Source organism: Aureibacillus halotolerans (assembly GCF_004363045.1).
Taxonomy (GTDB): Bacteria; Bacillota; Bacilli; order Bacillales; family DSM-28697; genus Aureibacillus; species Aureibacillus halotolerans.
This window is the reverse complement of sequence record NZ_SNYJ01000010.1, coordinates 46,397-70,061: the sequence shown is the minus strand read 5'-3', so window position 1 is coordinate 70,061 and position 23,665 is coordinate 46,397. Positions and strand designations below refer to the sequence as shown.

Here is a 23,665-nt window from a genome sequence, read left to right as displayed (position 1 = left end):
ATTGGACGATTATTTGTAAAAGTCGGTCGAAGTTGCGGTATAATGAGCTCACGACGATGGTATCTTGTCACATGAATGAGAAGTGACCATGAATGAACGGTGACAGACGTCCTGCTTCAATAAAGTAGGGCGTCTGTTCATATCTATGAAAACGCTTCCTTGTGAGTGAGATCCTGTTGTAGTAAAGGGGGCATTGCGCATGCTTCGGTATGGCCGTAGGTGGATAAAGGATTTGTTGTTGAATACGCAAACACGGCTTGTGATTTTTTTAAGCCTTTCGGTGTTTTTACTCATCATTGCGGTCGGTTTTACGTCGTATTCGACGTCAAAAGATGTCCTTCAAGACGCTTTAAATGAACCGCAGCAACAAATGCTGAAGATTAGCATGGATTACATTGATGAGTACATTGAAGAATCGGATCAAGTGGCGACGAAGCTTGCTTTAAACAGTTACATTTATCAATTCTTATCGGAACGCGAGCAAGTCTCTTATGACAATATTAGGGAAATATATGAAATGCTGTCGACGTTAATTCGCAATACCTCCTATATAGAGAGTATCTATGTTTATGACACAAAAAAAGAAAGCTTTGTTTCGATGCCACAAGGGTATAGCTCCAATCCGATCACATTTCCCGATGCCGATTGGACGGGCGTAGCAGATGAATTTGGGGACCGAATGATGCTTGTGAAAAAGCGTCAAGTGCAAAATGGATTGACGTCAAGGTTGACTCTTTTTCGCAAAGTTTTGCTGCAAGGTGAACTTCGAGGGATCATCGCCATTAACATCAAGCAAGAAGAATTGTTTAGCAAGCTTACTTTGGCAAACAATGAATCAACGAATAGCGTTCGTTTCATCCTGGATGGCAATCAAACGATGCTTTATATTACGCCGAACCCAACATTAAATGACGAAACGCTCACCCAGGCTATAGCTCAAGTAAAGCAAGGCGAATTTAAAGATGTACAAGCGCAGGACAGTGTTTTTCTAGCAAAGCAGATGACATCTGACGTCACCGACTGGCATTATGTGTCTCTCGTTTCACAAGAAAGTATATTGGCTAAATCAACGCGTATTCGAAATGTCGTTTTTTCAGTATCTGTCCTTGCACTACTGCTTGGTGGAGGAGCGATTGTGTACATTCATTCCGTGGAGCTACGTCCTATTAAGAGGATGAAGCAGATGTTTCACGTGAAAAACAAGGAAGTTCTTCGCCGCGATCTGTTGCATCTTGAAACCTTGACGATGGATCTCATGAGTGATCATACGCAGCTGTCGCGTGTTATTCAACAGGTGAGGAGCGAGGCATCGGTAAAGTTTTTGCATGACGTTTATGAAGGGACGATTGCTCGCGAGCATGAGTTGTTTCAAAAATGGGAGACGTATTTTCCGGAATGGACCGAGGACTCCTTTGTGCTGGCGATGCTGTCGATCGATAATTACTCAGAATGGTGTGAGCGGTTTCCAGAAACGTATCATTCGTCTTTAAAATTTGCCCTCGCTAACATTGTGAAGGAAGTTCTCAGCTCTAATGGACGCGTGGAATGTGCTGATTTTGGTCGCGATCAGATGGCGGTGATGTTTCAGAACAATTCATCAACGCCAGTTCAGCAATTGTTATTGCCTGCGTTGACGACTATACAGGAGTTGCTCGGTTATAGTGTGTCTGCGGGGGTAGGGCTTGAAAAACAACAGATTCAGCTTCTTCGTGATGGCTGGCTTGAAGCGAACGAGGCATTGGGCAAGCGTCTTTTGTATGGCTATGGAGGTTTGTATTTGTACGATAAACAAGCCATCGCTGGTGATCTTCCAGAGGATATAGACATTGAGTCGTTTATGGATGTGGTGGAATCAGGTGAGGAAGGACGCGCCCTTGAAAGTCTTCATCAGATGATTGAAAGCTTTCGAATGCTGCCCGTTTCATCGGTCCATCTGCTGCCTTTTTTAGAGCAACTGGTCGATGCGCTCTCTCAGTTGCAAAACAACCTTAGTGAGCAAGGTGCACGCCCATCGTTAAAAACGATGTCTTTAGAGGATATTGAGCAATTACTTAAACAAATAATTCACCAAATTGCGGAGGCGCAGGAAAAGGCCTCGCAAACGAAACAATATGCACTTTGCTGTCAGATGGTCGACTATATGGAGGCGCATCTTGGGGACCCCATTGGCATTCCAGAGGTTGTTCAATCGGTTGGCATTAGTGTCAGCCTTGGCAGTCAGCTGTTCAAAAAAGAAATGGGCGACACGATCTATGGTCATTTAACGCAGCTACGAATGAAACAGGCAGAGGAACAGCTACGGTTAACCGAAGCGAAGATTTCCGAAATTGCTAGCAGTGTAGGGTACCAGCACGAAAACAGCTTTATTCGAGTATTCCGGAAGTATAAGCAAATGACGCCAGGAAAATACAGAGAAATGCTACGACGCAATGAGCGTCTGCATTCACATAATGAACGCATCTCAAAGGAGGCGGCACAATGGAAAGACAACGCATCGTCATGAAGCATTCCCCTGTCATTACAACCTTGGAACCACTCTCACCACTAAGCCTAGGGAATGGCGAATTTGGATTTAGTGTAGATATTACAGGGCTGCAAACGTTCCCTGACTTGTACGACACCCCGCTTGGGACACAATCAAATTGGGGCTGGCATTGGACCAATGGGCGGGAGCTATTTTCCGAAGACGAAGCCCCTCTTCAGCCATTTGACTCTCATGGGCGATCGGTTGGATACCCTATGAAACCAGAGGACAAAGAAGAGGCCTACCACTGGCTGCGACAAAATCCACATCGTCTTCAGTTGGGCAGACTTGCCTTTCGCCTGTTGAATGATGACGGGAGTGAGGCGTCGTTTGAAGACATCTCGTCGTTTACACAAAAGCAAAACCTATGGAATGGGAGTATAGAGAGCTATTTTGAAGTGGATGGCATTGGTGTGCAGGTAAAGACGGCTGTTCATCCCGAGCAAGATCGTATTGGTGTCCACGTCACTTCATCTCTCTTGCAGCAAGGGCGTCTCCAAGTGTTTCTGCGTTTTCCTGCCCCTGATATGACTCATAGGAGCTGGGACAAAGCTGTTGCGCTTGATTGGGACAACGATGAGAGACATCGCACCACGTGTCAGACCCTTTCTACGCAATCTGCTCTCTTGGAGCGGCACATGGACGACGATCATTACACGGTTCGTTTGGATTGGTCGACGGGAGAGCTTCAGCAAACAAAAACGCATGAATGGACGCTCGTTTCTAACGAAAAGGAGCTCACGTTGACGGCCACATTTGCTGAAAAACCTCCTGAGCCATGTCACGCAGAAGACGTATTTGCAGACAGTGAAACCTATTGGAACACCTTTTGGAAAGACGGCGCGTTTGTCAGCTTTGAAGGAAGCGCAGACCCACGCGCACATGAGCTAGAGCGTCGCGTTGTCCTTTCGCAATATTTAACGGCGATTCATAGCAGTGGTTCCGTGCCTCCGCAGGAAACGGGTTATATGTACAACAGCTGGTTCGGCAAAAGCCATCTCGAAATGCATTGGTGGCATGCCATTCATTTCCCACTCTGGGGACGAGCAGAGAAGCTACGTAACAGCATGGATTGGTACAACAAAATTTTACCCGAGGCACGAAAGCTGGCAGGATCACAGGGGTATTTAGGCGTGCGCTGGCCTAAAATGGTCGGTCCAGATGGAAAACAAACGCCGTCTCAAGTCGCGCCAGGATTGATTTGGCAACAGCCGCATCCACTCGCGATGGTGGAGCTCCTCTACAAGCAGGACTCGACTGAAGCCACCTTGCATGAATACAAAGAGCTAGTGTTTGAATCTGCTAATTTTATGGCTGATTTTGCGGAATGGAAAAAGGAACGAGGCGCCTATGTGTTGGGTCCGCCGTTAATTCCTGCCCAAGAATGCCATCGCATGGAGGACAGCATTAACCCGCCTTATGAGCTGGAGTACTGGGCGTATGGGCTGCGAATCGCGGTTCAATGGGCGGAGCGGTTAGGAGAAGAACCAAACCCTTTGTGGGAAGAAGTCGCGTCGAAGCTTGCTCCTTTGCCGCATCAAGACGGGGTTTATCTTGCTCATGAGCAATGCCCCACATCTTTCACTGAAAAAAACCATGACCATCCGTCCATGGTTGGGGCCCTTGGTCTCTTGCCAGGCACGATGGTGGATGCGGAAACGATGCGACGAACGCTCATTAAGGTTCGAGACGAATGGCAATGGGAGACGGCATGGGGCTGGGATTTCCCGATGTGTGCGATGACAGCAGCGCGCCTTGGCGAAAAACAGCTTGCTGTTGATTTTCTCCTGATGGAAGCGACGAAAAACACGTACCTGCCTAACGGTCACAATTACCAACGCCCTGGTCTTTATGCGTATTTACCAGGCAATGGCGGCCTTCTGACGGCTGTTGCGATGATGTCAGTCGGTTGGGAGCATGGACCGGGGAATTGCCCAGGGTTTCCAAGTGAACAGTGGAACGTAGAGTCGGAAGGGCTGAAACCGTGGCTGTAAGCTGTTAGAGCGAGATTATTGGAAAGGGCGATGCGGATGAGTGGGCGACATACGATAACCATGAACTACCCGGCTTCGTGGTGGAGAAACCTTTGGCGTGAAGGGGCGCCTTCTGGAAATGGGAAAATAGGGGCATCGGTGTACGGCAGCGTGCAGGATGAAACCATTCTTATGAATCATGAGGATCTCTGGCACCTAGGCGTGAAGGATGAGCTTCCCGATGTGGCGCATACGTTGGAGGAAACGAGAGCACTCATGACGTCGAAAGCGTATAAACAAGCAAGCTGGCATTTGACCAACGCATTAAAAGCGGAAGGGTATGCAACCAAACTTGCCTCCGTGCTTCCGCTAGGCGACCTAAAGGTAACGATGCCAAGCGGAACGCCCTTTTCAACGTATCATCGCCAGGTGCATATGGACACTGGTGAGGTAGAGGTCGCTTGGAATGAAGGGGACGTTCGCTACTCGCGTTCCCTCTTTGTTTCGCGAGCGCACGATACGATCGTGTACCGAATTGCGTCCAGTGCCGACACTCTTTCTGCCTCGATCTCATTCGCATTTCATGACACCGATATGCCGCAAATGGCAGCGCTTTGTGAAAAAATGAAAGCGTCTGTATGTAAGAAAGTAGACGAGGATACGATCCTATATGCAGTACCTCACGAGGATGGCAGTGATTATGGGGCTGTTGTTCGCGTGATTCCAACAGGAGGTAAGCTGAGAACTGACGACACTATATTACGAGTGGAAAGTGCGTCAGAAGTGCTTGTTCTTGTGAAGGTGTTTGTTGGCGAGGCGAAAGAAGTCGCTTGGTCAAGGCTGGTGGGAGAGCTAAGACGCGAAGAGAGGTCCTATGACGATTTGTTGGATGAGCATCTCCCTCTCCATCAAAGGCTTTACCATTCAGCGTCCCTTCGTTTAGGTGAAGATAGAGCTGAGGAGACCTCCCACTCTACAGAAGAGTTGTTGCTAAAGGCATATCAAGGCGAGGCCCCCCTAGAGCTTATTGAAAAAATGTGGTCGTTTGGTCGTTATTTGTTTATCTCTGGGACGTATACGGCAGGTCAGCCGTTTGGCATGTACGGGTTGTGGGGTGGCGATTACCGCTTGATGTGGTGTCATTCAATGGCGAATGAGAATATTCAAATGATGTATTGGCACACAACAGTCGGCGGGCTTGTCGAATTGCTGCCGTCCATGTTTGGTAGATATGAAGATTTATTGGAAGATTTTCGTGGGAATGCAAGGAAACTGTATGGATGCCGTGGAATATATACTCCAGCAGGAACAACCCCTGGGATTGGAGTGCCTAATCAAATCGTTCCTGTCATTATGAATTGGACGGGGGCTGCAGGGTGGTTGGCTCAGCATTTTTATGAGTATGCTTTGTTCACTGGCGATGAGGTCTTCCTGAAAGAGAGAGCGCTTCCATTTATGCGTGAGGCGGCTTTGTTTTATGAAGATTTCTTGCTAGAGAAGGATGGAGAGCTTATCGTGATGCCCTCGGTTTCGCCAGAGAACACACCGAGCAATTATATGCCGACAGGAGGGGAATCACTCGCACATCCAATGCCAACGACAGTGAATGCCACGATGGATGTGGCAATCATTAAAGAACTGTTGTCGCATTTGATCGAGGCCTACGAGCGGACAGGAGAGGAAGGTGACGACTCGACAAGATGGCGGCAGATGCTGGCCAGATTGCCTGCCTACACAACAAACAAGGACGGCCCTTTGAAGGAATGGCTGCATAATGATTTTGAGGATCGTTACGCACATCGACATCTTTCCCACTTGTACCCGTTATTTCCCGGGAAAGAATGCACGAAAAAGGAGACACCGGACTTATTTGACGCCATTCAAACAGCTGTCGAAAAACGAGAGCTAGGCGCACAAACCGGTTGGTCGCTTGTGCATATGGCCAGTGTGTATGCGAGGTTATTTGATGGAGAGAAAGCCTTGCAATCACTGGATTTGCTGCTGCGCTCCTGTGTGCTAGGAAATTTATTTACACTTCATAACGATTGGCGTCGAATGGGCGTGTCGATGGATATTTCCACAGCGCCTGTGCAAATGGATGCGAATGCCGGGTTTGTGAATGCCGTGCAGGAAATGTTGCTTTACGTATCTCAAACGCTCGTTCACATTCTCCCAGCTTTGCCTGAGAAATGGGCACAGGGTGAGGTGAAGGACTTTCGGTACAGTGAAGGAAGGGTATCCTTTTCTTGGAATCGTTTGAGAAAAACGTTTGCGGCTGACATTGTCGCCGATAGAGAAACGCACGTCACACTTCAGCTTCCTGAATGGGTCTCAGATGTTCAGTTGGAGGGAAGCTCCACAGCACTGACCATCCTAGACGAAGCGGGAACGTATTCGCTGCAATTGAAGGTAGGAGAAAGCCTTCGCATTCAAGCAAAATAACCTACACAACAGAGAAGGAGTCGAAAAAAACGATGAAAACATATGCATTGATTGGTACAGGTGGTCGAGCAGAGTTTTATTATGGGGCGATTGCCCGTGACTTTAAAGACACATGCAAACTCGTTGCCTTTTGTGATTCAAACCAGACGAGAATGGATTATTCGAACACGTTGTTAGAGGAAAAGTACGACCATGCCGTGGTCAATACGTACAAAGCACATGAGTTTGAAGAGATGATTGCGAAGGAGAAGCCAGACGTCATTGTCGTCACAACGATGGATCGAACGCATCATACATATATTGTAAAAGCTCTTCATCTTGGCTGTGATGTTGTTACAGAAAAACCAATGACAGTAGACGCTGAGAAATGCCAGGAAATCATTGACGCTATTAATGAAACGGGTCGCGAAGTAAAGGTCACATTCAACTATCGGTATGCCCCGCACAACACAAAAATTCGTGAGCTCATCCTAGACGGCGCCATTGGTGATGTGTTTTCCGTGAATTTTGAGTGGGCACTCAATACGCAGCATGGAGCTGATTATTTCCGGCGCTGGCACCGTGACAAACGAAACAGTGGTGGTTTGCTTGTACACAAATCAACCCATCATTTTGATCTCGTCAATTTTTGGCTCGGTACCTCACCTGAAATGGTGTATGCCCAAGGCGGCCTGCGTTATTACGGCAAGGAAAATGCGGAGGCACGTGGTGTCACCGATTTTTATCAGCGCTCGCATGGCAGTGAAGCGGCTAAGGATGACCCTTTTGCCATTCAGATGGCAGACAACCCACACTTAAAAGCGATGTATTTGGATGCGGAGAAAGAAGATGGGTACCAACGCGATCAGAGCGTTTTTGGTGATGGCATCAACATTGAGGACACGCTTGGCGTAATGGTGACGTACAAAAACAAAGCGATTTTGAATTATTCCCTTAACGCTTACTTGCCTTGGGAAGGTTATATTGTGTCCTTTAACGGCAGCAAGGGCCGCATTGAAGTCAACGTGCGCGAGCAGTCTTACATTAATTCGGGTGGCAACAAAGAGGACGAGGGTCGCTTGAAGGAGCGTTCCATTAAGGTTCTGCCAATGTTCGGTAAGGCTTATGAAGTAGAGGTGGAAGAAGGCAAAGGTGGCCATGGTGGTGGCGACCCGTTGTTGCTTCAAGATCTTTTTGGAACGCCAGTAGAGGATCGATTTAATCGCGCAGCGTCTCATGTGGATGGGGCACGATCGATTTTAACAGGCATTGCAGGCAACCGTTCCTTGCAAACAGGGCAAGCAGTGCGTGTTGATGATTTGGTGAGGTTTTAGTCGATAGAGATAGAGGAATGACAGCTTCAAAGTGAGGCAAGGCGCAGTTTTTTATCGTCTTGCCTAAAAATGACACAGCTACGTAGTGGAAGGAAGTGAAACCAAGTGACGGACACATTACGTCAGGCTTTTCTCACCCCTGCTGATGAATTTACCCCTGTGCCTTTTTGGTTCTGGAATGATGACATTACGGAAGAGGGGATCTCTGAGCAGCTCCAAGATTTTGCTGACAAAGGAGTCATGGGGGTTGTGCTTCATCCCCGCATAGGAATCCCTGAACAACTCACCTACATGTCGCTCTCTTTTATGGAGCTACTGAAGGTAGCTGTGAATGAAGCAAGTCGGCTTGGCATGTCTGTGATTTTGTATGACGAGGCAATGTACCCGTCAGGTTCTGCCAATGGCCAGGTCGTTGCTTCAAACCCAGCATTTGCAAGTCGTGGTCTTGAGCTGCGCGAGCATTCATTATCAGCTGGAGAAAACAATATTGCGATTGAGCTTTCTAAAGGGGAGACATTGGTTTCTGTTCAAGCGGTACAGAAGCTTACAGCGGCCTCTGTAGACCTTGCGACTGTGGAGTGTCTTGAAGCGAAGGACGGGCACGTGACTTTTACAGCCCCAGCTGCTGGGGAATGGTCGATCCTTTTGTTTGTAGAGACATTTACGCACGGCTCAATTCGTGGCATTCATTTCGGTCAGGACGACGGGGAGCCCAATGCACCAGCGGCGGCCGATCTATTGAATCCTGACGCTGTTCAACAGTTTATTAAGCTGACACATGATGTATATTACAAGACGTTGGAGGCGTTCTTCGGCAACACGGTGATTGCTATGTTTACGGATGAGCCTGATATGCTCGGGCGTGGACACAAAAAAGGGCTGAAGCCGTGGACGAATGATTTTTTAGGCGAGTATGTGCGGCATGGCAATGAGGAGTCGTGGTTGTCGGCTCTTTGGTTTGAAGTGGGGGACCGTACTACGAGCATACGTCATGACTATAAAAAGACATTGAACCGCCGTTTACGAGAGACCTATTATCGCCCCATTAGCGAATGGTGTATGGCCCATGGCATTGCCTTAACGGGTCATCCAGCAGGCAGCAGTGACATTGGTCTTCTTGATGATTTTCATATTCCTGGGCAGGATGTCGTTTGGCGATGGGTGGGGCCAGAAGAGGAAAAAGGCCTTGAAGGTGTTCACTCCACAGCTGGAAAATGCTCTGCTGATGCGGCACGGCACCGTGGTTTGCGCAAAAATTTGAATGAATTTTTAGGTGTTTGTGGCAAGGAAACGGACTGGGCGTTATCGCCTGGAGACATGAAATGGTATATCGATTGGCTTGCTGTTCGTGGAGTGAATTTGTTTTGCCCTCATGCGTTTTATTATTCCGTTGATGGCAAGCGGCGCAGTCATGAGCGACCGCCTGATGTCGGACCAAACAATAGCTGGTGGCCGTATTATCGCACGTACGCGACTTACATGAAGCGCCTGAGCTGGCTGTTGACAGATAGTCCAAACACAGCAAAGGTGGCTGTGCTCTGTGATGAAGACGAGCTGCCATGGGTGTCACCGCGAACGCTATTTGAGCATCAGATTGATTTCAACTACCTTGAAACATCGTTGCTGGAAGACAAGGTGACGGTCACAGGGGGACGTTTGCTTATTGAAGAGCAGCGGTATACGACCTTGCTGATTGAAACGGTGCAAGACCTTTCAGACACAGTTGTTGAAAAAATTAGAGCGTTTGCCGACCAAGGCGGCCATATTATTGTGTCTGAACGGGGGCCAAATGTTCCGGGAGCTGTTCGCTATGCCAACGAGGACGAGCTGCTTGTCCAGCTAAGTCAATGGGATGTTGCCACCGTAACGTTGACGCCCGCTTCCCCTGGCATTCGGGTCAGTCGAGTGAAAAAGGAAGGCGCCTTTCTGTACCTTTTGACGAATGAGGGAGACGAGGCATACGAAGGCGCTGTGGCATTGCCTGACAACGGAAAGGTTGAACAGTGGAATTCTTGGACAGGAACGATGATTGAGGTGGGCGTAAAGAACGGAGCAGTGTCGCTCAATTTGCCTGTTCGTGAATCGTTGATCATTGTGGTGGACCCTGACAATGAAAGCATAAGGAGACATGAACAAACCGTGAGCATCGCTGAGCCTGTTGTTCAACATTTAAACGCAGGCTGGTCTGTGGCTACGCCAATGTTTGATAAAGGCGAAATAGCGCTAACCTCATGGACAACATGGGAAGGCATGGAACGCTTCTCAGGCACGGTGGCGTATGAATGCGATTTTTCGCTAGACAGCGTAGACGACGTGCCGCAGCTGGAGCTTGATCTCGGGCAAGTGCACGACATTGCCCAAGTGTTTATCAACGGCTATGAGGTGGGTGTGAAAATGTGGGCACCCTACCGCTTTGGCATTGATGGTGCTCTGCTTCGGGAAGGATCAAATACGTTGGCGATCCACGTCACCAACACGATGGCCAATCAAATGGATGACGCGATGCTGCCTTCGGGTTTGCTTGGTCCTGTGCGATTGGTTGTGGGTGGAGAACCTGAAACAAATCTTGAGGCGATCAAGCTGTAAATAAAATGAAAAGACCTTTTTCCTTTTAGGGGGAGAAGGTCTTTTCGTGTGAAATTTTTTCTGGATCACTAAGCCGTAAACGAACATTTAAGGGTATATCGTGTTACCCGAGAGTTTTACACACCCCGACCTTTGCCCAACTCACACCTAATTCATGTGGTAGTACTCCTTTGGTATAGCACTCTTTCAGTGTCTCCTCTAAACCGGGCACCCAATTTAATTTCTTTTCCTCGTCAAATGCCGTCACATCTTCTGGGAAATTGGGAATGACGGGTACGGATTCATGCATGGCACGAATGCAGTTGACGTGACTTGAGGCAGCTTCAATGCCGCAAATCTCGTCGCTGCGTTTTCCATTGACCAAATCAATCAGCAATGCAATTTTTGGGGAGTGGTCGTTTTCAGGGTCCACGTATTGGGTCGTTTGACCATCGTTCCAGTGCACTTGAATAAAGTGTTTGCCTTCCTCATCTGCTTCACGAGTGAGCGTGGCGTTTTCGAACTCAATTTCAAAATAAGGATTGTGTTGGTTTTTCACCGCATGCGAAGCGATATACAACAGCTCAATGTCATCTTTCGTCTGGATGCGCACCGCACATGTATCAAACGTCTCAATCGGATTGGCACGATACAGCTCTGCGGTCACGTCGTTCAATACCGCGCTAGTGTTTGTTTCTGCTCCGAGCAGGTAAAACAAATGGTGCAAAAAATGCGAAGTGGCATTGTTGGCGACACTGTCGAAAATCATTTCTCCGTTTGGACCATACGCTTTGCCTGCCCACGAAGAACGACCATAATAGTCGAGGTTCCGTGGCCAAAGCACGAGCGCTTTTCCTCGCTTTGGTTTTCCAAACAGCCCATTCTGAATGTCGTTTTTAAGCTTTTGCACATCTGGCGAAAATGACCAGTTAAACCCAATCAGCAAGTGTTTGCCTGTGCGATCACGGGCTTCGGCCATAGCGGCGAGATCCTCTGGGTTCCCCGTGGCTGGCTTCTCACAGAGCACATGACTGCCATGCTCCAAGGCGTATATGGATTGCTGGCGGTGGAACTGAATCGGGCTAGAAATAATCGCTGCATCCGCCTCTGATTCTTTGTAAAAAGCCTCAAGAGATGAATAGATCGGCGTGTTCGTGTCGATAAAATGCTGATAATAAGCCGATTTTTCCGGTGCCACATCAACGACGGCTTTTATGTATGCGCTTTCGAAGTGTTTGATGAGTTGGGTGGCATAAAACGCCCCGTAGCCACTGCTGCCAACAAGCACAATCGATACCTTTTCATCCATCTGGTTGTCTCTCCTTTTTGGTCAGGCAGTTCTACCTGACATGTCTATGTTTTTTATTTATACGAATCGACGCTCGTTTAAGTCATGATACACTAGATGCATAGTTCATTGTATTGCAAAATTTTGATCTCTTCAAGCGCAGCATGACCATTATGTATTTACTTAGGGAGGCAGTCCCATTGCCATATCAATCAATCGAATTGCGTCAGCACGGCATTCGTCTCTATGAAAGCAAGCATAATCAAGGTGAGCGTATTCATGAGCATTATCATGAAATCTATCAAATTTTGTATGCGGTCGAGGGGGAAGGCACGTTTGCGCTCAATGGCACGCCACATGCGTGCAAACAAGACTATGTGGCTGTGATTCCTCCGTATGCCAAACACGCCATCTACTCCAATGAAAAGTTTACACTGCTTGTGTTGGCGTTTGATGCCTCTGTGCTTGATGAAGTGCTGCGCGAGACGTTGCTTAAAACGTATTTTTCCGAAACGCGTTTGCGGGAGCTGAGCATCATTGATGGCAACGACGTTCGTCAAATTTTGCGAAAAATGTTGTATGAGCAGTCGACGCAAGCGGAACTAAACACGACAGCTCTTACGATTCATTTGTCCGAGCTGTTGCTCAAGCTGGCACGGGCGCAAGAAAAAACGACGGATGCGGACGCCAACACGGTCCGCGCTGAACGATTGCGCCAATACATCCATACCAACTACTTTGACGTGAGCGGCTCCAATGACTTGGCAGCAAAGCTCGGCATGAGCACGCGTCATATGAATACGATTTTCAAAGACCACTATGATGTGACGCCTGTGCAATATTTAACTGACGTCCGACTTCGCCTAGCTGAAACAATGCTTCGCACGACAGAGAAGGACATTGCTTCGATTTGTTTTGAAGTGGGCTTTGAATCGTTATCGACGTTTTATCGTCTGTTTAAAGCTTCAGCGAACATGTCGCCAAACAAATACCGTCGTATGCATTCCATCTGATTTCATTTCCGAAATTGAGAATTCTTTTCTGAGAATAGTAAGACCTTTCCGTGTTTTGTTGTTAGGATAAAGGCAATACAACACGGAGAGGGGAAAGACAAATGACAAAACGCATTGGCATTATCATGAATGGTGTAACAGGACGTATGGGGACAAACCAGCATTTGATTCGCTCCATTAAAGCAATTCGCGAAGAGGGCGGGGTTCTTTTATCGAGTGGAGAGCGCTTGCTGCCAGACCCAATTCTTGTTGGGAGAAATGAAACAAAACTGAAAGCGCTTGCGGAAGCTCATGGAATCGAACGCTGGAGCACAAATCTTGAAGCGGCTTTGGCTGATGACTACAACGAAATTTACTTCGATGCGCAAACGACGGTTCGTCGTGCGGCCAGCATTCGCCAGGCGATTGAAGCGAAAAAAGCGATTTATTGTGAAAAACCAACAGCGACAAGCTTTGAGGAATCACTTGAGCTGGCCAACCTTGTGAAAGAAGCCGGTCTAAAAAATGGGGTTGTGCAAGACAAATTGTTCCTTCCAGGCTTGCTAAAATTGAAGCGCCTTGTCGATGCTGGCTTCTTCGGAAAGTTGCTAAGCGTTCGGATGGAGTTCGGTTACTGGGTGTTTGAAGGCGATTGGCAGCCAGGTCAACGCCCGTCTTGGAACTATCGCAAAGAAGACGGCGGCGGCATCATCGTCGACATGTTCGCTCACTGGCGTTACGTGATTGACAATATATTTGGTGAGGTTCGTTCCGTTTCCTGTCTCGGTGTGACTCATATCGACGAGCGTATTGATGAGCAAGGCAATCCTTACAAAGCGACGGCAGATGACGCAGCGTATGCGACGTTTGAGCTTGATAACGGCGCAGTTGTGCAGGCGAACTCTTCTTGGACCGTTCGTGTCAATCGTGACGATCTTCTCACGATTCAAGTGGATGGCACAGAGGGCAGTGCAGTGGCAGGTCTTCGTGATTGCAAAACGCAACACCGCGTAAACACACCAAAAGCAACTTGGAATCCAGATATTGAAAACCCACATCGCTTCCTAGACCAGTGGGATGAGGTTCCAGGCAACCAGGACTTTGACAATGGCTTTAAAGTGCAGTGGGAGCTGTTCTTGAAACATATCGCAGAGGACGCGCCATTCCCTTGGGATCTCTTTGAAGGCGCTAAGGGCACACAGTTGTCTGAGCTTGGCCTCCAGTCTTGGGAAGAACGCCGTTGGATCGAAGTTCCTGAGATTAAGGCGTAACGAGAGGAGCGGATCGAGAATGACACAAAGTGTAAAGCTCGTTAGTAAAGACCGTCAGTTATACGACTATACGCCAAAAAACCGTCAATCCATTGAGGTCCCTAAAGGCAAACCGTTTAAATCGCGCATCGCGTATTCGGCGGCTCATGTCGTTTGTGATCCATTGGCAAGCAATGACCCGTTGTCAGATGGCCAAATTGATTGGGAAACAACAATGGCTTACCGCCATTACCTTTGGTCGCTTGGGCTTTCCGTGGCAGAAGCGATGGACACGGCCCAACGAGGCATGGGCTTGAACTGGCAAACGGCCAAGGAGCTCATTCGCCGGTCAATTACGGAAGCACGAACGGTTGGCGGTCAGGTCGCCAGTGGTGTAGGAACCGATCAATTGCAGCCAGGACCAAGTGTAACGCTTGATGACGTTGAAAAAGCCTATCTTGAGCAAGCCAACTTTGTCGAGGGAGAAGGCGGCCGCATCATCTTGATGGCGAGCCGCGCCTTAGCGGTATGTGCAAAGGGGCCTGAGGATTACGAGCGTGTGTACCGAACTGTACTAAGCAATGTCTCAGAGCCGGTCATACTGCATTGGCTCGGTGACATGTTTGATCCAGCGCTAAAAGGCTATTGGGGCAGTGAAGGTGTCGAACGAGCAATGGACGCTTGCCTGCGTATTATTGAAGATAATGAAGCGAAGGTCGATGGCATTAAAATCTCGCTGCTTGATGACCAGAAGGAAATCGAGATGCGTCGCCGTTTGCCTGCCTCCGTCAAAATGTATACGGGGGACGACTTTAACTACCCAAGCCTGATCAAAGGCGATGAGCAAGGCTATAGCCACGCGCTTCTTGGCATTTTTGACGCCATTGCACCAGCAGCCGCAGCCGCGATGCATGCGCTCGACGCAGGTGATATGAAGCAATACGATGCCTTGCTTGAAAAGACGGTTCCGTTGTCACGACATATTTTCCAAAAGCCGACGTTTTCTTATAAAACAGGGGTCGTTTTCTTGGCTTACTTGAATGGCCATCAGTCGCATTTCCGAATGATTGGTGGGTCAGAGAGTGCCCGTTCCATTCAGCATTTGTCGGACCTGTTTGTGATGGCAGATGAAGCCAGTCTGCTTGCGGACCCTGATCTTGCCGTTGAACGTATGAAAACGACACTGGCGCAGGCTGGTATTCGATAGGAGGAAAAACGGATGACACAGAGCCCATCTATTGATCGATTAAGTTTAAATCAAATTACGACCGATCGCTGGAGCCTGCGTGAGGCAGCTGAAGGCTGTGTTCGCGCTGGTGTTCCATGGATTTCAGTGTGGCGTCATAAAATTGCGGAGATCGGCTTGAGCGAAAGCAAAAAAATCATCCAAGACAGTGGGTTGCATGTATCCAGTGTGTGCCGAGGGGGAATGTTTCCCGCGGCTACTGCGGCCGAACGTCAGGAACGCATTGATGACAACAAGCGTGCGATTGAGGAAGCGGCAGAGCTCGGTACGAACGTGCTTGTGCTTGTGTGTGGTCCATCGCCTGACAAAGACATTGCTGCGGCGCGTGGGATGGTGAATGACGGCATTGAGCAGCTCGTTCCTTTCGCAGAGTCCCATGGCGTGACGCTTGGCATTGAGCCATTGCATCCGATGTATGCAGCTGATCGCTCGGTTGTAAACACGCTTGGGCAAGCCAATCGGATGGCGGAGAACTACACGCCGAACCAAGTCGGTGTAGTGGTCGACGTCTTTCACGTCTGGTGGGACCCGAATGTCTATCAAGACATCCAGCGTGCACGCGGACGCATCGTTGGCTTCCACGTATCAGACTGGGTCGTGCCGATGCCAGATATGTTCAAAGGGCGTGGCATGATGGGCGATGGTGTCATAGAACTACGCAAGCTTCGTACGGCCGTAGAAGAGGCTGGCTATTACGGACCGATTGAGGTCGAAATCATTAACCAGGCGATCTGGGATACCCAAGGCGACGAAGTTCTTGCGACGATGAAAGACCGTTATATCGAGCACGTGTAAAGGAGCTGGGTGGCCTTGCCACCTAGCTTTTTGCAATGAAATGGAGGGATAGGCAGATGGGCATCAAGGAAGGAAAGGTTTTGCCGAAAAAACAAGCGAAGCGAGTCGTTGAACAGGGAGAGTTCGTGTTTGCTGCGGTTGGCTTGGCGCATGGGCATATCCAAGGGATGTGCAATGGGCTTATTGCTGCAGGGGCTGAATTAAAATATGTGTACGACGAAGACGAGCAAAAGGTTGCCGCTTTTTGCGAGAAGTTTCCTAATGTACGTGTTGCTGAAACGCTTGAACAGATTTTGAGCGACGAGGACATAAAGCTTGTCGCTGGAGCCGCCATTCCATCGGAGCGTTGTGCTTTAGGGGTGGAAGTGATGGAGGCCGGCAAAGATTATTTTACGGCCAAAACCCCGTTCACAACGCTTGAGCAGTTGGAGATCGCGCGAGCCAAGGTGAAGGAAACCGGACAAAAATACATCGTTCATTATAGCGAGCGGACGACGAATGAAAGTGCCATTTATGCCGGTCAGCTCATTGAAGAAGGCGCCATTGGTCGCGTGCTTCAAGTAATCGGCTTTGGTCCGCACCGCCTGTCTCCTTCCGCCCGTGATGATTGGTTTTTTCAGAAAGAGAAGTACGGCGGCATTCTTTGCGACATCGGCAGTCATCAGGCGGATCAATTTCTTCATTATACAGGAGCTACTGACGCGACCGTAACGACAAGCCGCGTCGCCAATTACAATCACCCACAATACCCAGAGCTTGAAGACTTTGGTGAGGCATCGTTGCTCGGAAATAACGGCGCCACTAATTATTATCGCATCGATTGGTTTACGCCAGACGGCTTGTCCAGCTGGGGAGACAGCCGTATCTTTTTGCTAGGTACCGAAGGATCGATGGAGCTGCGCAAAAACATCGACATCGGCCGCGCGACGCACGGAAGCCATCTTTATCTGGCTAATCACGAAGGCGAAACGTATTACGATTGCTTCGGAAAAGTCGGGCGTCCCTTTTTCGGTGAACTGATTCTTGATTGCTTAAATCGAACCGAAAATGCTATGACCCAAGAGCATGCGTTTAAGGCGACCGAGCTTAGCTTGAAGGCGCAGAGTCAGGCTGTGGTGGTTGAAGGGCTTTAGGTGTTGGGCTTGGTAGACCTGAGCTCCTAGGGTGGCATTTTTAGTTTATAGTGTTCTTATATTTAAATTCTGTGAAAGGGACCGTTGTTAACTGATAAAAAGAGTGAAAGATTTACTTTTTTGTTTATTCAACAAAATTCAACAACATTTGCTAAAATCATGTGTTAGTCTAATATAGAAATCGTTTAAGGAGGTGTATTGGATTTTTAGCTGATTAGAACTAGCTTGCTTTGGAATAAAAAAATATGAGGAGTGAAAAGAAGATGAAAAAAATGTTAACAGTAACTTCGTTCACGTTATGTCTATTTATTCTAACAGGTTTTGTAAGCGTTTCAGCATCTGATGGTAACTACTCAATCGATGAAAATGAAATGGATGAATTTCTAATAGGTTTGGGAGTACCTGAAGATGTAATTTCAAACTTAACATATTTAGGAAAACTAGAAATCTTCAATTCTGTCGAACCCGATGCTGAATTTGATGGGTTTACAGAAAAAGAAGTATCTTTACCAGCAACTGAAGGCGACAGTTCAATAGCGAATATACCTAGATCTTCATTAGATTTAAGAGTTACAGGATTTAGTAATAGTGATGGAACATACTCTATCTATCCTAGCTTTATCTGGAAAGAAAGAGCTAGATTACAGAATGATTCATTTGGATTTGCTCTAAATAGTAATAACTGGACGACTGTAGCCGGAGATGTCGGGTTAAATATTCATATGGTGGATGCCAGCCCAGGTTATACCGATAGATACTATTATGATAGACCATCTACATCAAACTTCGCAGGTCATGCCTTTAAAATCCCATCTGGTGATGGTGAATTGAACCATGATCATTATGAGGGTCACGCTCACTTTACAGCTGAACCTAATGGTTCTAATGTAGATAGACAAATAATATTGAGATATGGTGATGATACACACGGTGCGATAGGTACAGCATCATATAGTATTAATGTAGGACCGTTTAGTGTTAGCTTTCCAAGCTCTGATTCAAATTTTAGAGAAGGAGCAGAAACTTTATCTTGGTAGGCGAGGAGTGCATTAAAGATTTTAACACCGATAATAATTATTTGCACAATAATAACCATATTGAACTTTATTGTAGTGCCACACCTTGTAGACACATTAACATTCTCAGGTAGTATCCTACTTTGTATAACAGTTAGTCTTATAATTTGTACAATTATTACTCTGCTTTACTTAATCCTACTCGAATTAAAAAACAAAAAATAGTCACTGTTGTATAATGATTTCCATAAGAAAACCGGGATTCTACGGTTTTTCTTATGAGATGAGTATGTTCTAAAAATTTTTTTATGATGTTGTAAAACCTAATACCTAATAGCATTTACCTGTTAGAGGAGTGGGCATGTAGAGATTTTTAATCTTAGGGCTTGGCGCAGTGTGGTTTTAAGAATTGATGCCAACACAACTTTGATAATAATGAAATTCCACTTTACTAAGGCTCAACTTATTTTCTTGACAGATGCAAACAAGGGACTGCCCCGCCGCCATAAATCATGGCAAGCGGGCAGTCCCTTTTAATGTTTGGCTGTTCTGTTTGTTCATTTCAGGAGAGAAATTGTTCCTTTACTGTCCGCTCTCTACTGGATTCAACACGGTAATACGTCCTTCTAGCTCCGGGTTGATCGTTTCATGCTGTTTTAAATAATCATAAAAGGCATCGCGCAGAAAGCTCTTCGTTTGCGAAATCACTGTCGCGTCTTCCTTCAGCATCGTAAACTTGTCTCCGCCGCCAGTGAGGAAGTCGTTTGTCGCAACAGTATAGGTCTTCTCAAGATCGATAGGTTGGCCGCCCACATTCACTTCCGTCATTCGTGAGCCCAGTTCATTGGCCGCATCAAAGGTGTAACTCATGCCGGATACTTGCATGAACCCTCCGGCCGCAGCGGGATAGGACGACACGCTGTGTTCGAGGGTATCCCAGATGGTCTGCCCGCTCGCTTCTGCGGTCACCACCGCATTATCAAATGGCAGTACCGCATAAATTTCTTGAAGCGTGATTTCTCCCGGAGTAATGCTCGTGCGGATGCCGCCACCGTTTTGCAAGGCGATGTCCGCGCCAGTCATGTGGCGAAGGCTATCAGCAATCGTATTGCCGAGGTTGGATTCTTTTAAACGTACTGTTTGACGCTCGCCATCAAGCAACACAGATGTTGATCCGACAACTTCTTGCATTTTTCCATCAAGCTGTGACCGGTAGTCTGCAATGATGGATGCGACCGCAGGATCTTCCTCAAGATTGCTCGTCATAAAAATATGAGCGAAGTTGAGTCCAAGCATATCGTCGCCCATCATATTCAAGTTGATCTGGTTAAGAACCTCTGAATGCTTGCCTGGGGAAATTAGCCACGTATCTTGAATGATTTGCGGAAAAGCCACGAGGTCTTCACCACCGCCGATTTCAACATCAATGCCGTCCACGACTGTGGGAAGCACCTTATTATCTCCGTGCAAATGGGACAGCGCGATAACGACATCACTTTCGTCTTTCACCGCATCGACCGTCGCCTGGGCGGATTCAAATTCATCCACGAAGCTGACGCCTTCAACGTTTTTCGGATGGGTATAAAAGTGGCTTTCATCATCGGTCACGCCAATGACGGCAATGTCCACACCATCCACTTCCGTCAGATAATACGGGTCAAGATGATCAGGTCGCTCTCCGTGATACAACGTATTGGCCGACAGAAAAGGAAAATCAGCTCGTTCGGCATTTGCCTGCATCACATTCATAGGGTAATCAAAATCATGGTTTCCTAGGACCATCGCGTCATAGTCTAAGGCATTCATCACGTCAATGGTGGATCGCCCTTCAAACAAATTGGCGATATTTGTATTGTAGGGGGCGTCACCGGCGTCGACAAGCAGCGTATTCGGCTGAACGTCCCGCATATCGTTAATGACCGTGCTCATGCGTGCCAACCCGCCAATTTCGCTGGCTTCCTCGGTTGGGGCGTAAGGTTCAAGATGGCCATGGATATCAGAGGTGGCGAACACAGTGATCACTTTGAAATCCGGGTTCTCTATCAGTTTGGCCAGAATAACGGCCGCATCTTCCCGCGACACTGGCGCTGTGTCTGTAGCTTCTTCTGCTGTGGCAATGCCGATCTCAACCGCTTTCTCGACCGCATTAACAGATTGGTCCACACCATAGACAGTGTCTATCACCATCTCAACCCACCGCGCTTTGGATACTGGTGAATCCGGAAGATACTGCTCACCTTCCACTTGTTGGACGCGTACTTCAAGAGCACCTTCGATGTAATGGTATCCCCAATGATCTGTAATATCATCAGCGGATGGAACCGTAAACGATTCATCAATGACAGCCAACGGGTCTTCATATGTATGTTTTTTGACGACATTCGGGTCGTCCGATGGCGTCGGTTCAATCTCCGGTAGCTTAAATGCGCGGACGAGCAATGTCGCTGCTTCCGCTTTTGTTAATGAGCGGTCTGGGTAAAAATTCTGCGCATCGCTAACGATGCCTTTTTCATTGAGCGCCAGAATCGTCTCCTGCATAGGTGATCGTTGTACATCCTGAAACTTCGTGTTTGCTGTCGCCTGCTCCCCAGTAACAAAGCCGACCGCAAGCAACATACCGAGGGTACTGCCAATCGCCAGTTTTTTCATGTGAACACTCTCCTTGATGTTTTCATGTTTGTTCACCTTCATTATCGCAACCGTCTATTCGTGGAATATTAACGGGATGTGAAGTTATGGTGAAAGCTACGTTTCAGTCACATGAAGTGAAAATAAGAGGACGAGATCGAGTACCATGAAATAGAAATTGCAATTCTGGTGACCGCAGTAAAAGAAAATGGTGTCACGAACCGATTAACGAACATCCATGTGGAGCTACAGCTTCCAGCATGTCCCCATTGCCAAGAGGATAGAGCAACAGTTTAGGAAACTGCAGGTCGGAGGTTCGAATCTACCCATGGCGTTGATAGTAATGAAGGTTGCTTAAGAGGAAAGGGCGTACGGGTCTTTGGGTAACTTCACAGTTTTTTAGAATTCACTTATCTCTTTCTTCTTTTTTGATCCTTGGTAAAGGGTGGTGGATCGTATACGTAAGCTGATAAGTTGCAGAATAGACGCCACTACGAAATATAGCGGCGTTTTTATTCTTATTTCTAAAAGGGTTTAGTTGGCGCGGGACCAGGAATTCATTAATTCATCCCTTCTCCCCCCATAAATGAAAAAACCTTCAAATATAGAATGGATTTATCACGTTGTATATACATTGTGCGTATAATATAATACATGTATTAGATGCTGTAATTGAAGGAGGAGTTAAAGTGGCTCAAAAAAATGTTAACATTCGCATGGATGAAGACCTTAAAAAAGAAGCAGAGGCCCTTTTCTCGGAATTGGGATTAAACATGTCAACTGCCGTAAATATCTTTATCCGTCAGGCTCTTCGGCAAGGAGGGATTCCTTTTGAGGTGAGTACACATACGGATCCATTTTATCAACCTGAAAATCTGAAGCGGTTAAAAGAATCGATTGAACAACTGAAAAAACACGATACCGTGACAAAAACGTCAAGCGAGTTAGGCCTAGATGATGCGTGATTTCATATTCACAAAACATGCGTGGGAGGACTATGTGTATTGGCAAACCGAAAACAGAAAAACACTAAAGCGAATTAATCAACTCATTAAAGACATCGAACGCAACGGGTATAAAGGTATTGGAAAGCCTGAACCATTAAGGGGGGACTTATCAGGATTTTGGAGCAGAAGAATTGATGAAGAACATCGGTTGGTTTATAGGCTTCGGGAGGGCATGGTCGAATTTATAGCCTTCAGAACTCATTACGGTGACAAATAATAAATGTTCAATTTGTTGCGGGATAGGCTGCTGAACGGTACGGCTTTAGGCAACTTTTTGAGGTGATGAAAGGACTTTATGGTTAAGTCTTGGCAGTAGACCATAAAACTTGTATAATGAAACCCTGTGTAAATCCTATTTGGCCCCGTAGCTCAGGGGATAGAGCAACAGTTTCCTAAACTGCAGGTCGGAGGTTCAATTCCTCTCGGGGCCGTGAAGATGATGACTTAGAGCGACAAGGGTTTCAGCGAAATCCTTGAGCTCTTTTTTTTACTCAAAATCAAATTCCGGCACGAAAATGGCACGAACGGATTTGTAAAGAATAATGTTCATTTTTTAATCCCCAAATAAGCTCTCTCCAAATTTAAAACGTCAAGCTAAAGAGGGCGATACATCCATACCCGAAAATCCCCCTGAAAGGCTAGAAAAGACGAGAAAACGAAAGAAACCGCCTGTTGGGTCCAGTAGTCTGGTGGAAATGTTAAATAGATTATCAAAACCATAACAGCGAAGGGATTTAAGATAGTGATAAAACTAATAAGATTATTAGCCGCATTTTTGATTATGTTTGGTTTTTCTTATTATTTATTGGAATTCACGTTCCAAAAGTCAACCTTTTTTGCCCTGTTTATTTTGCTGTTAATCTTTATTGCGAAGGTTGTCGATAAGAAAACCGAAGAAAAAGATAGACATTAATTACTGAATATTTGGAGTTTTTTAACCGCGCTCTTGTAGCAACGTCGCAACCCCTTCCGAACCGAGTATGTGACCCAAACCGACAATGATAAAATTCGTATTTCTGTGTTCATCCTCCAGATAGACCTCAATTTTGTCGGTCATACCAAGCCCATGCCCCATACCGCCGAAATGAGATCGTTTCATATGGAGTAGGGATATACTCTGCTTCGCTCAACAAGAAACCGTACACGTCATCGTGTACGGCAAATGGTGCAACAAGCGTTATGATCTTACTTGGTAGATACTCTGCTTCTCTAGCTCTTCATTGTCTCTTTGGAGCTTTTGGTAGGCGAAATAAATATCGATAAGATTCCAGATGAATAATGTCGCCCAGCCTAACAGCAGCATTGCCACGGCTCTGCCTATGGACCCCACATAAAACCGATGGCCCGCAAATGAGAATAGAAAAAACCATAGGATGAATAAAACAATGACATTTTTCTGTTTTCGTTCAAATTCACTTTGCACGATGGACTGTTCTTCTGCGGACAGTCCTTTTTTTAATGCCACATTGCTCATTTTTCCTGCCCCTTCCCCA

General features: G+C 47.0%; 17 protein-coding genes and 1 tRNA gene. 14 read left to right on the top strand and 4 right to left on the bottom strand.

The genetic code is table 11. The annotated features are described in order from the left end of the window. The first annotated feature begins 199 nt into the window (after positions 1-199). The 5 genes from EV213_RS12585 to EV213_RS12565 all read left to right on the top strand — a co-directional run bounded on the left by EV213_RS12585 (position 200) and on the right by EV213_RS12565 (position 10,838). Positions 200-2,503 carry an AraC family transcriptional regulator gene (locus EV213_RS12585; protein ID WP_133580898.1) on the top strand — a complete coding sequence of 768 codons (2,304 nt, stop codon included), beginning with the start codon at positions 200-202 and terminating at the stop codon, positions 2,501-2,503. Next, positions 2,479-4,518: a glycoside hydrolase family 65 gene (locus tag EV213_RS12580; protein WP_133580897.1), complete on the top strand. Its 2,040-nt coding sequence runs from the start codon at positions 2,479-2,481 to the stop codon at positions 4,516-4,518. Before EV213_RS12585 ends, EV213_RS12580 begins: the two co-directional genes overlap by 25 nt. 36 nt (positions 4,519-4,554) lie before the next feature. Beyond that, on the top strand, positions 4,555-6,939 hold the full coding sequence (locus EV213_RS12575; protein WP_243740088.1) for a glycosyl hydrolase family 95 catalytic domain-containing protein: 2,385 nt from the start codon (positions 4,555-4,557) through the stop codon (positions 6,937-6,939). A 32-nt stretch (positions 6,940-6,971) separates the two neighbouring features. Beyond that, positions 6,972-8,252: a Gfo/Idh/MocA family oxidoreductase gene (locus EV213_RS12570; protein ID WP_133580896.1), complete on the top strand. Its 1,281-nt coding sequence runs from the start codon at positions 6,972-6,974 to the stop codon at positions 8,250-8,252. A 105-nt stretch (positions 8,253-8,357) separates the two neighbouring features. After that, positions 8,358-10,838, top strand: coding sequence for a glycosyl hydrolase (locus EV213_RS12565; protein WP_133580895.1), 2,481 nt, complete (start codon positions 8,358-8,360; stop codon positions 10,836-10,838). 103 nt (positions 10,839-10,941) lie between these two features. Here the strand turns inward: EV213_RS12565 and EV213_RS12560 are convergent, their stop codons facing one another. Beyond that, positions 10,942-12,126 carry a Gfo/Idh/MocA family protein gene (locus tag EV213_RS12560; RefSeq protein ID WP_133580894.1) on the bottom strand — a complete coding sequence of 395 codons (1,185 nt, stop codon included), beginning with the start codon at positions 12,124-12,126 and terminating at the stop codon, positions 10,942-10,944. 179 nt (positions 12,127-12,305) lie between these two features. Here EV213_RS12560 and EV213_RS12555 point away from each other — a divergent pair, with 179 nt between their 5' ends. The 6 genes from EV213_RS12555 to EV213_RS12530 all read left to right on the top strand — a co-directional run bounded on the left by EV213_RS12555 (position 12,306) and on the right by EV213_RS12530 (position 18,558). Continuing rightward, positions 12,306-13,118 (top strand): helix-turn-helix transcriptional regulator, encoded by an 813-nt coding sequence (locus EV213_RS12555; RefSeq protein ID WP_243740087.1) that lies wholly within the window; start codon positions 12,306-12,308, stop codon positions 13,116-13,118. Between the two features lie 101 nt (positions 13,119-13,219). After that, complete coding sequence (locus EV213_RS12550; protein ID WP_133580892.1) at positions 13,220-14,368, top strand: Gfo/Idh/MocA family protein; 1,149 nt, start codon at positions 13,220-13,222, stop codon at positions 14,366-14,368. Between the two features lie 19 nt (positions 14,369-14,387). Continuing rightward, the gene (locus tag EV213_RS12545; RefSeq protein WP_133580891.1) at positions 14,388-15,554 is read left to right on the top strand and encodes a dihydrodipicolinate synthase family protein; all 1,167 of its coding nucleotides are present in this window, start codon (positions 14,388-14,390) and stop codon (positions 15,552-15,554) included. 12 nt (positions 15,555-15,566) lie between these two features. Next, positions 15,567-16,388 carry a sugar phosphate isomerase/epimerase family protein gene (locus EV213_RS12540; RefSeq protein WP_133580890.1) on the top strand — a complete coding sequence of 274 codons (822 nt, stop codon included), beginning with the start codon at positions 15,567-15,569 and terminating at the stop codon, positions 16,386-16,388. Between the two features lie 56 nt (positions 16,389-16,444). Continuing rightward, entirely contained in the window at positions 16,445-17,521 is a 1,077-nt protein-coding gene (locus EV213_RS12535) for a Gfo/Idh/MocA family protein (protein WP_133580889.1), read from the top strand. Between the two features lie 263 nt (positions 17,522-17,784). Then, complete coding sequence (locus tag EV213_RS12530) at positions 17,785-18,558, top strand: hypothetical protein (protein ID WP_133580888.1); 774 nt, start codon at positions 17,785-17,787, stop codon at positions 18,556-18,558. Between the two features lie 561 nt (positions 18,559-19,119). On the opposite strand, the gene EV213_RS12525 is transcribed toward EV213_RS12530, so the two are convergent. After that, on the bottom strand, positions 19,120-21,186 hold the full coding sequence (locus EV213_RS12525; protein WP_166639299.1) for a bifunctional metallophosphatase/5'-nucleotidase: 2,067 nt from the start codon (positions 21,184-21,186) through the stop codon (positions 19,120-19,122). 668 nt (positions 21,187-21,854) lie between these two features. On the opposite strand from EV213_RS12525, the gene EV213_RS12520 reads away from it, so the two are divergent. The 3 genes from EV213_RS12520 to EV213_RS12510 all read left to right on the top strand — a co-directional run bounded on the left by EV213_RS12520 (position 21,855) and on the right by EV213_RS12510 (position 22,603). Then, a complete protein-coding gene (locus EV213_RS12520) occupies positions 21,855-22,130 on the top strand; it encodes a type II toxin-antitoxin system RelB/DinJ family antitoxin (RefSeq protein ID WP_133580886.1) in 276 nt (91 codons plus the stop codon). Then, the gene (locus tag EV213_RS12515; protein WP_133580968.1) at positions 22,123-22,389 is read left to right on the top strand and encodes a Txe/YoeB family addiction module toxin; all 267 of its coding nucleotides are present in this window, start codon (positions 22,123-22,125) and stop codon (positions 22,387-22,389) included. Before EV213_RS12520 ends, EV213_RS12515 begins: the two co-directional genes overlap by 8 nt. Before the next feature lie 141 nt (positions 22,390-22,530). Then, positions 22,531-22,603, top strand: a tRNA-Arg gene (locus EV213_RS12510). Between the two features lie 503 nt (positions 22,604-23,106). Here EV213_RS12510 and EV213_RS12505 read toward each other — a convergent pair. Both EV213_RS12505 and EV213_RS12500 read right to left on the bottom strand, forming a co-directional pair. After that, positions 23,107-23,229 (bottom strand): TraB/GumN family protein, encoded by a 123-nt coding sequence (locus EV213_RS12505; protein ID WP_166639297.1) that lies wholly within the window; start codon positions 23,227-23,229, stop codon positions 23,107-23,109. Positions 23,230-23,349: 120 nt separating this feature from the next. After that, complete coding sequence (locus EV213_RS12500; protein WP_133580884.1) at positions 23,350-23,646, bottom strand: TM2 domain-containing protein; 297 nt, start codon at positions 23,644-23,646, stop codon at positions 23,350-23,352. Positions 23,647-23,665 lie beyond the last annotated feature (19 nt).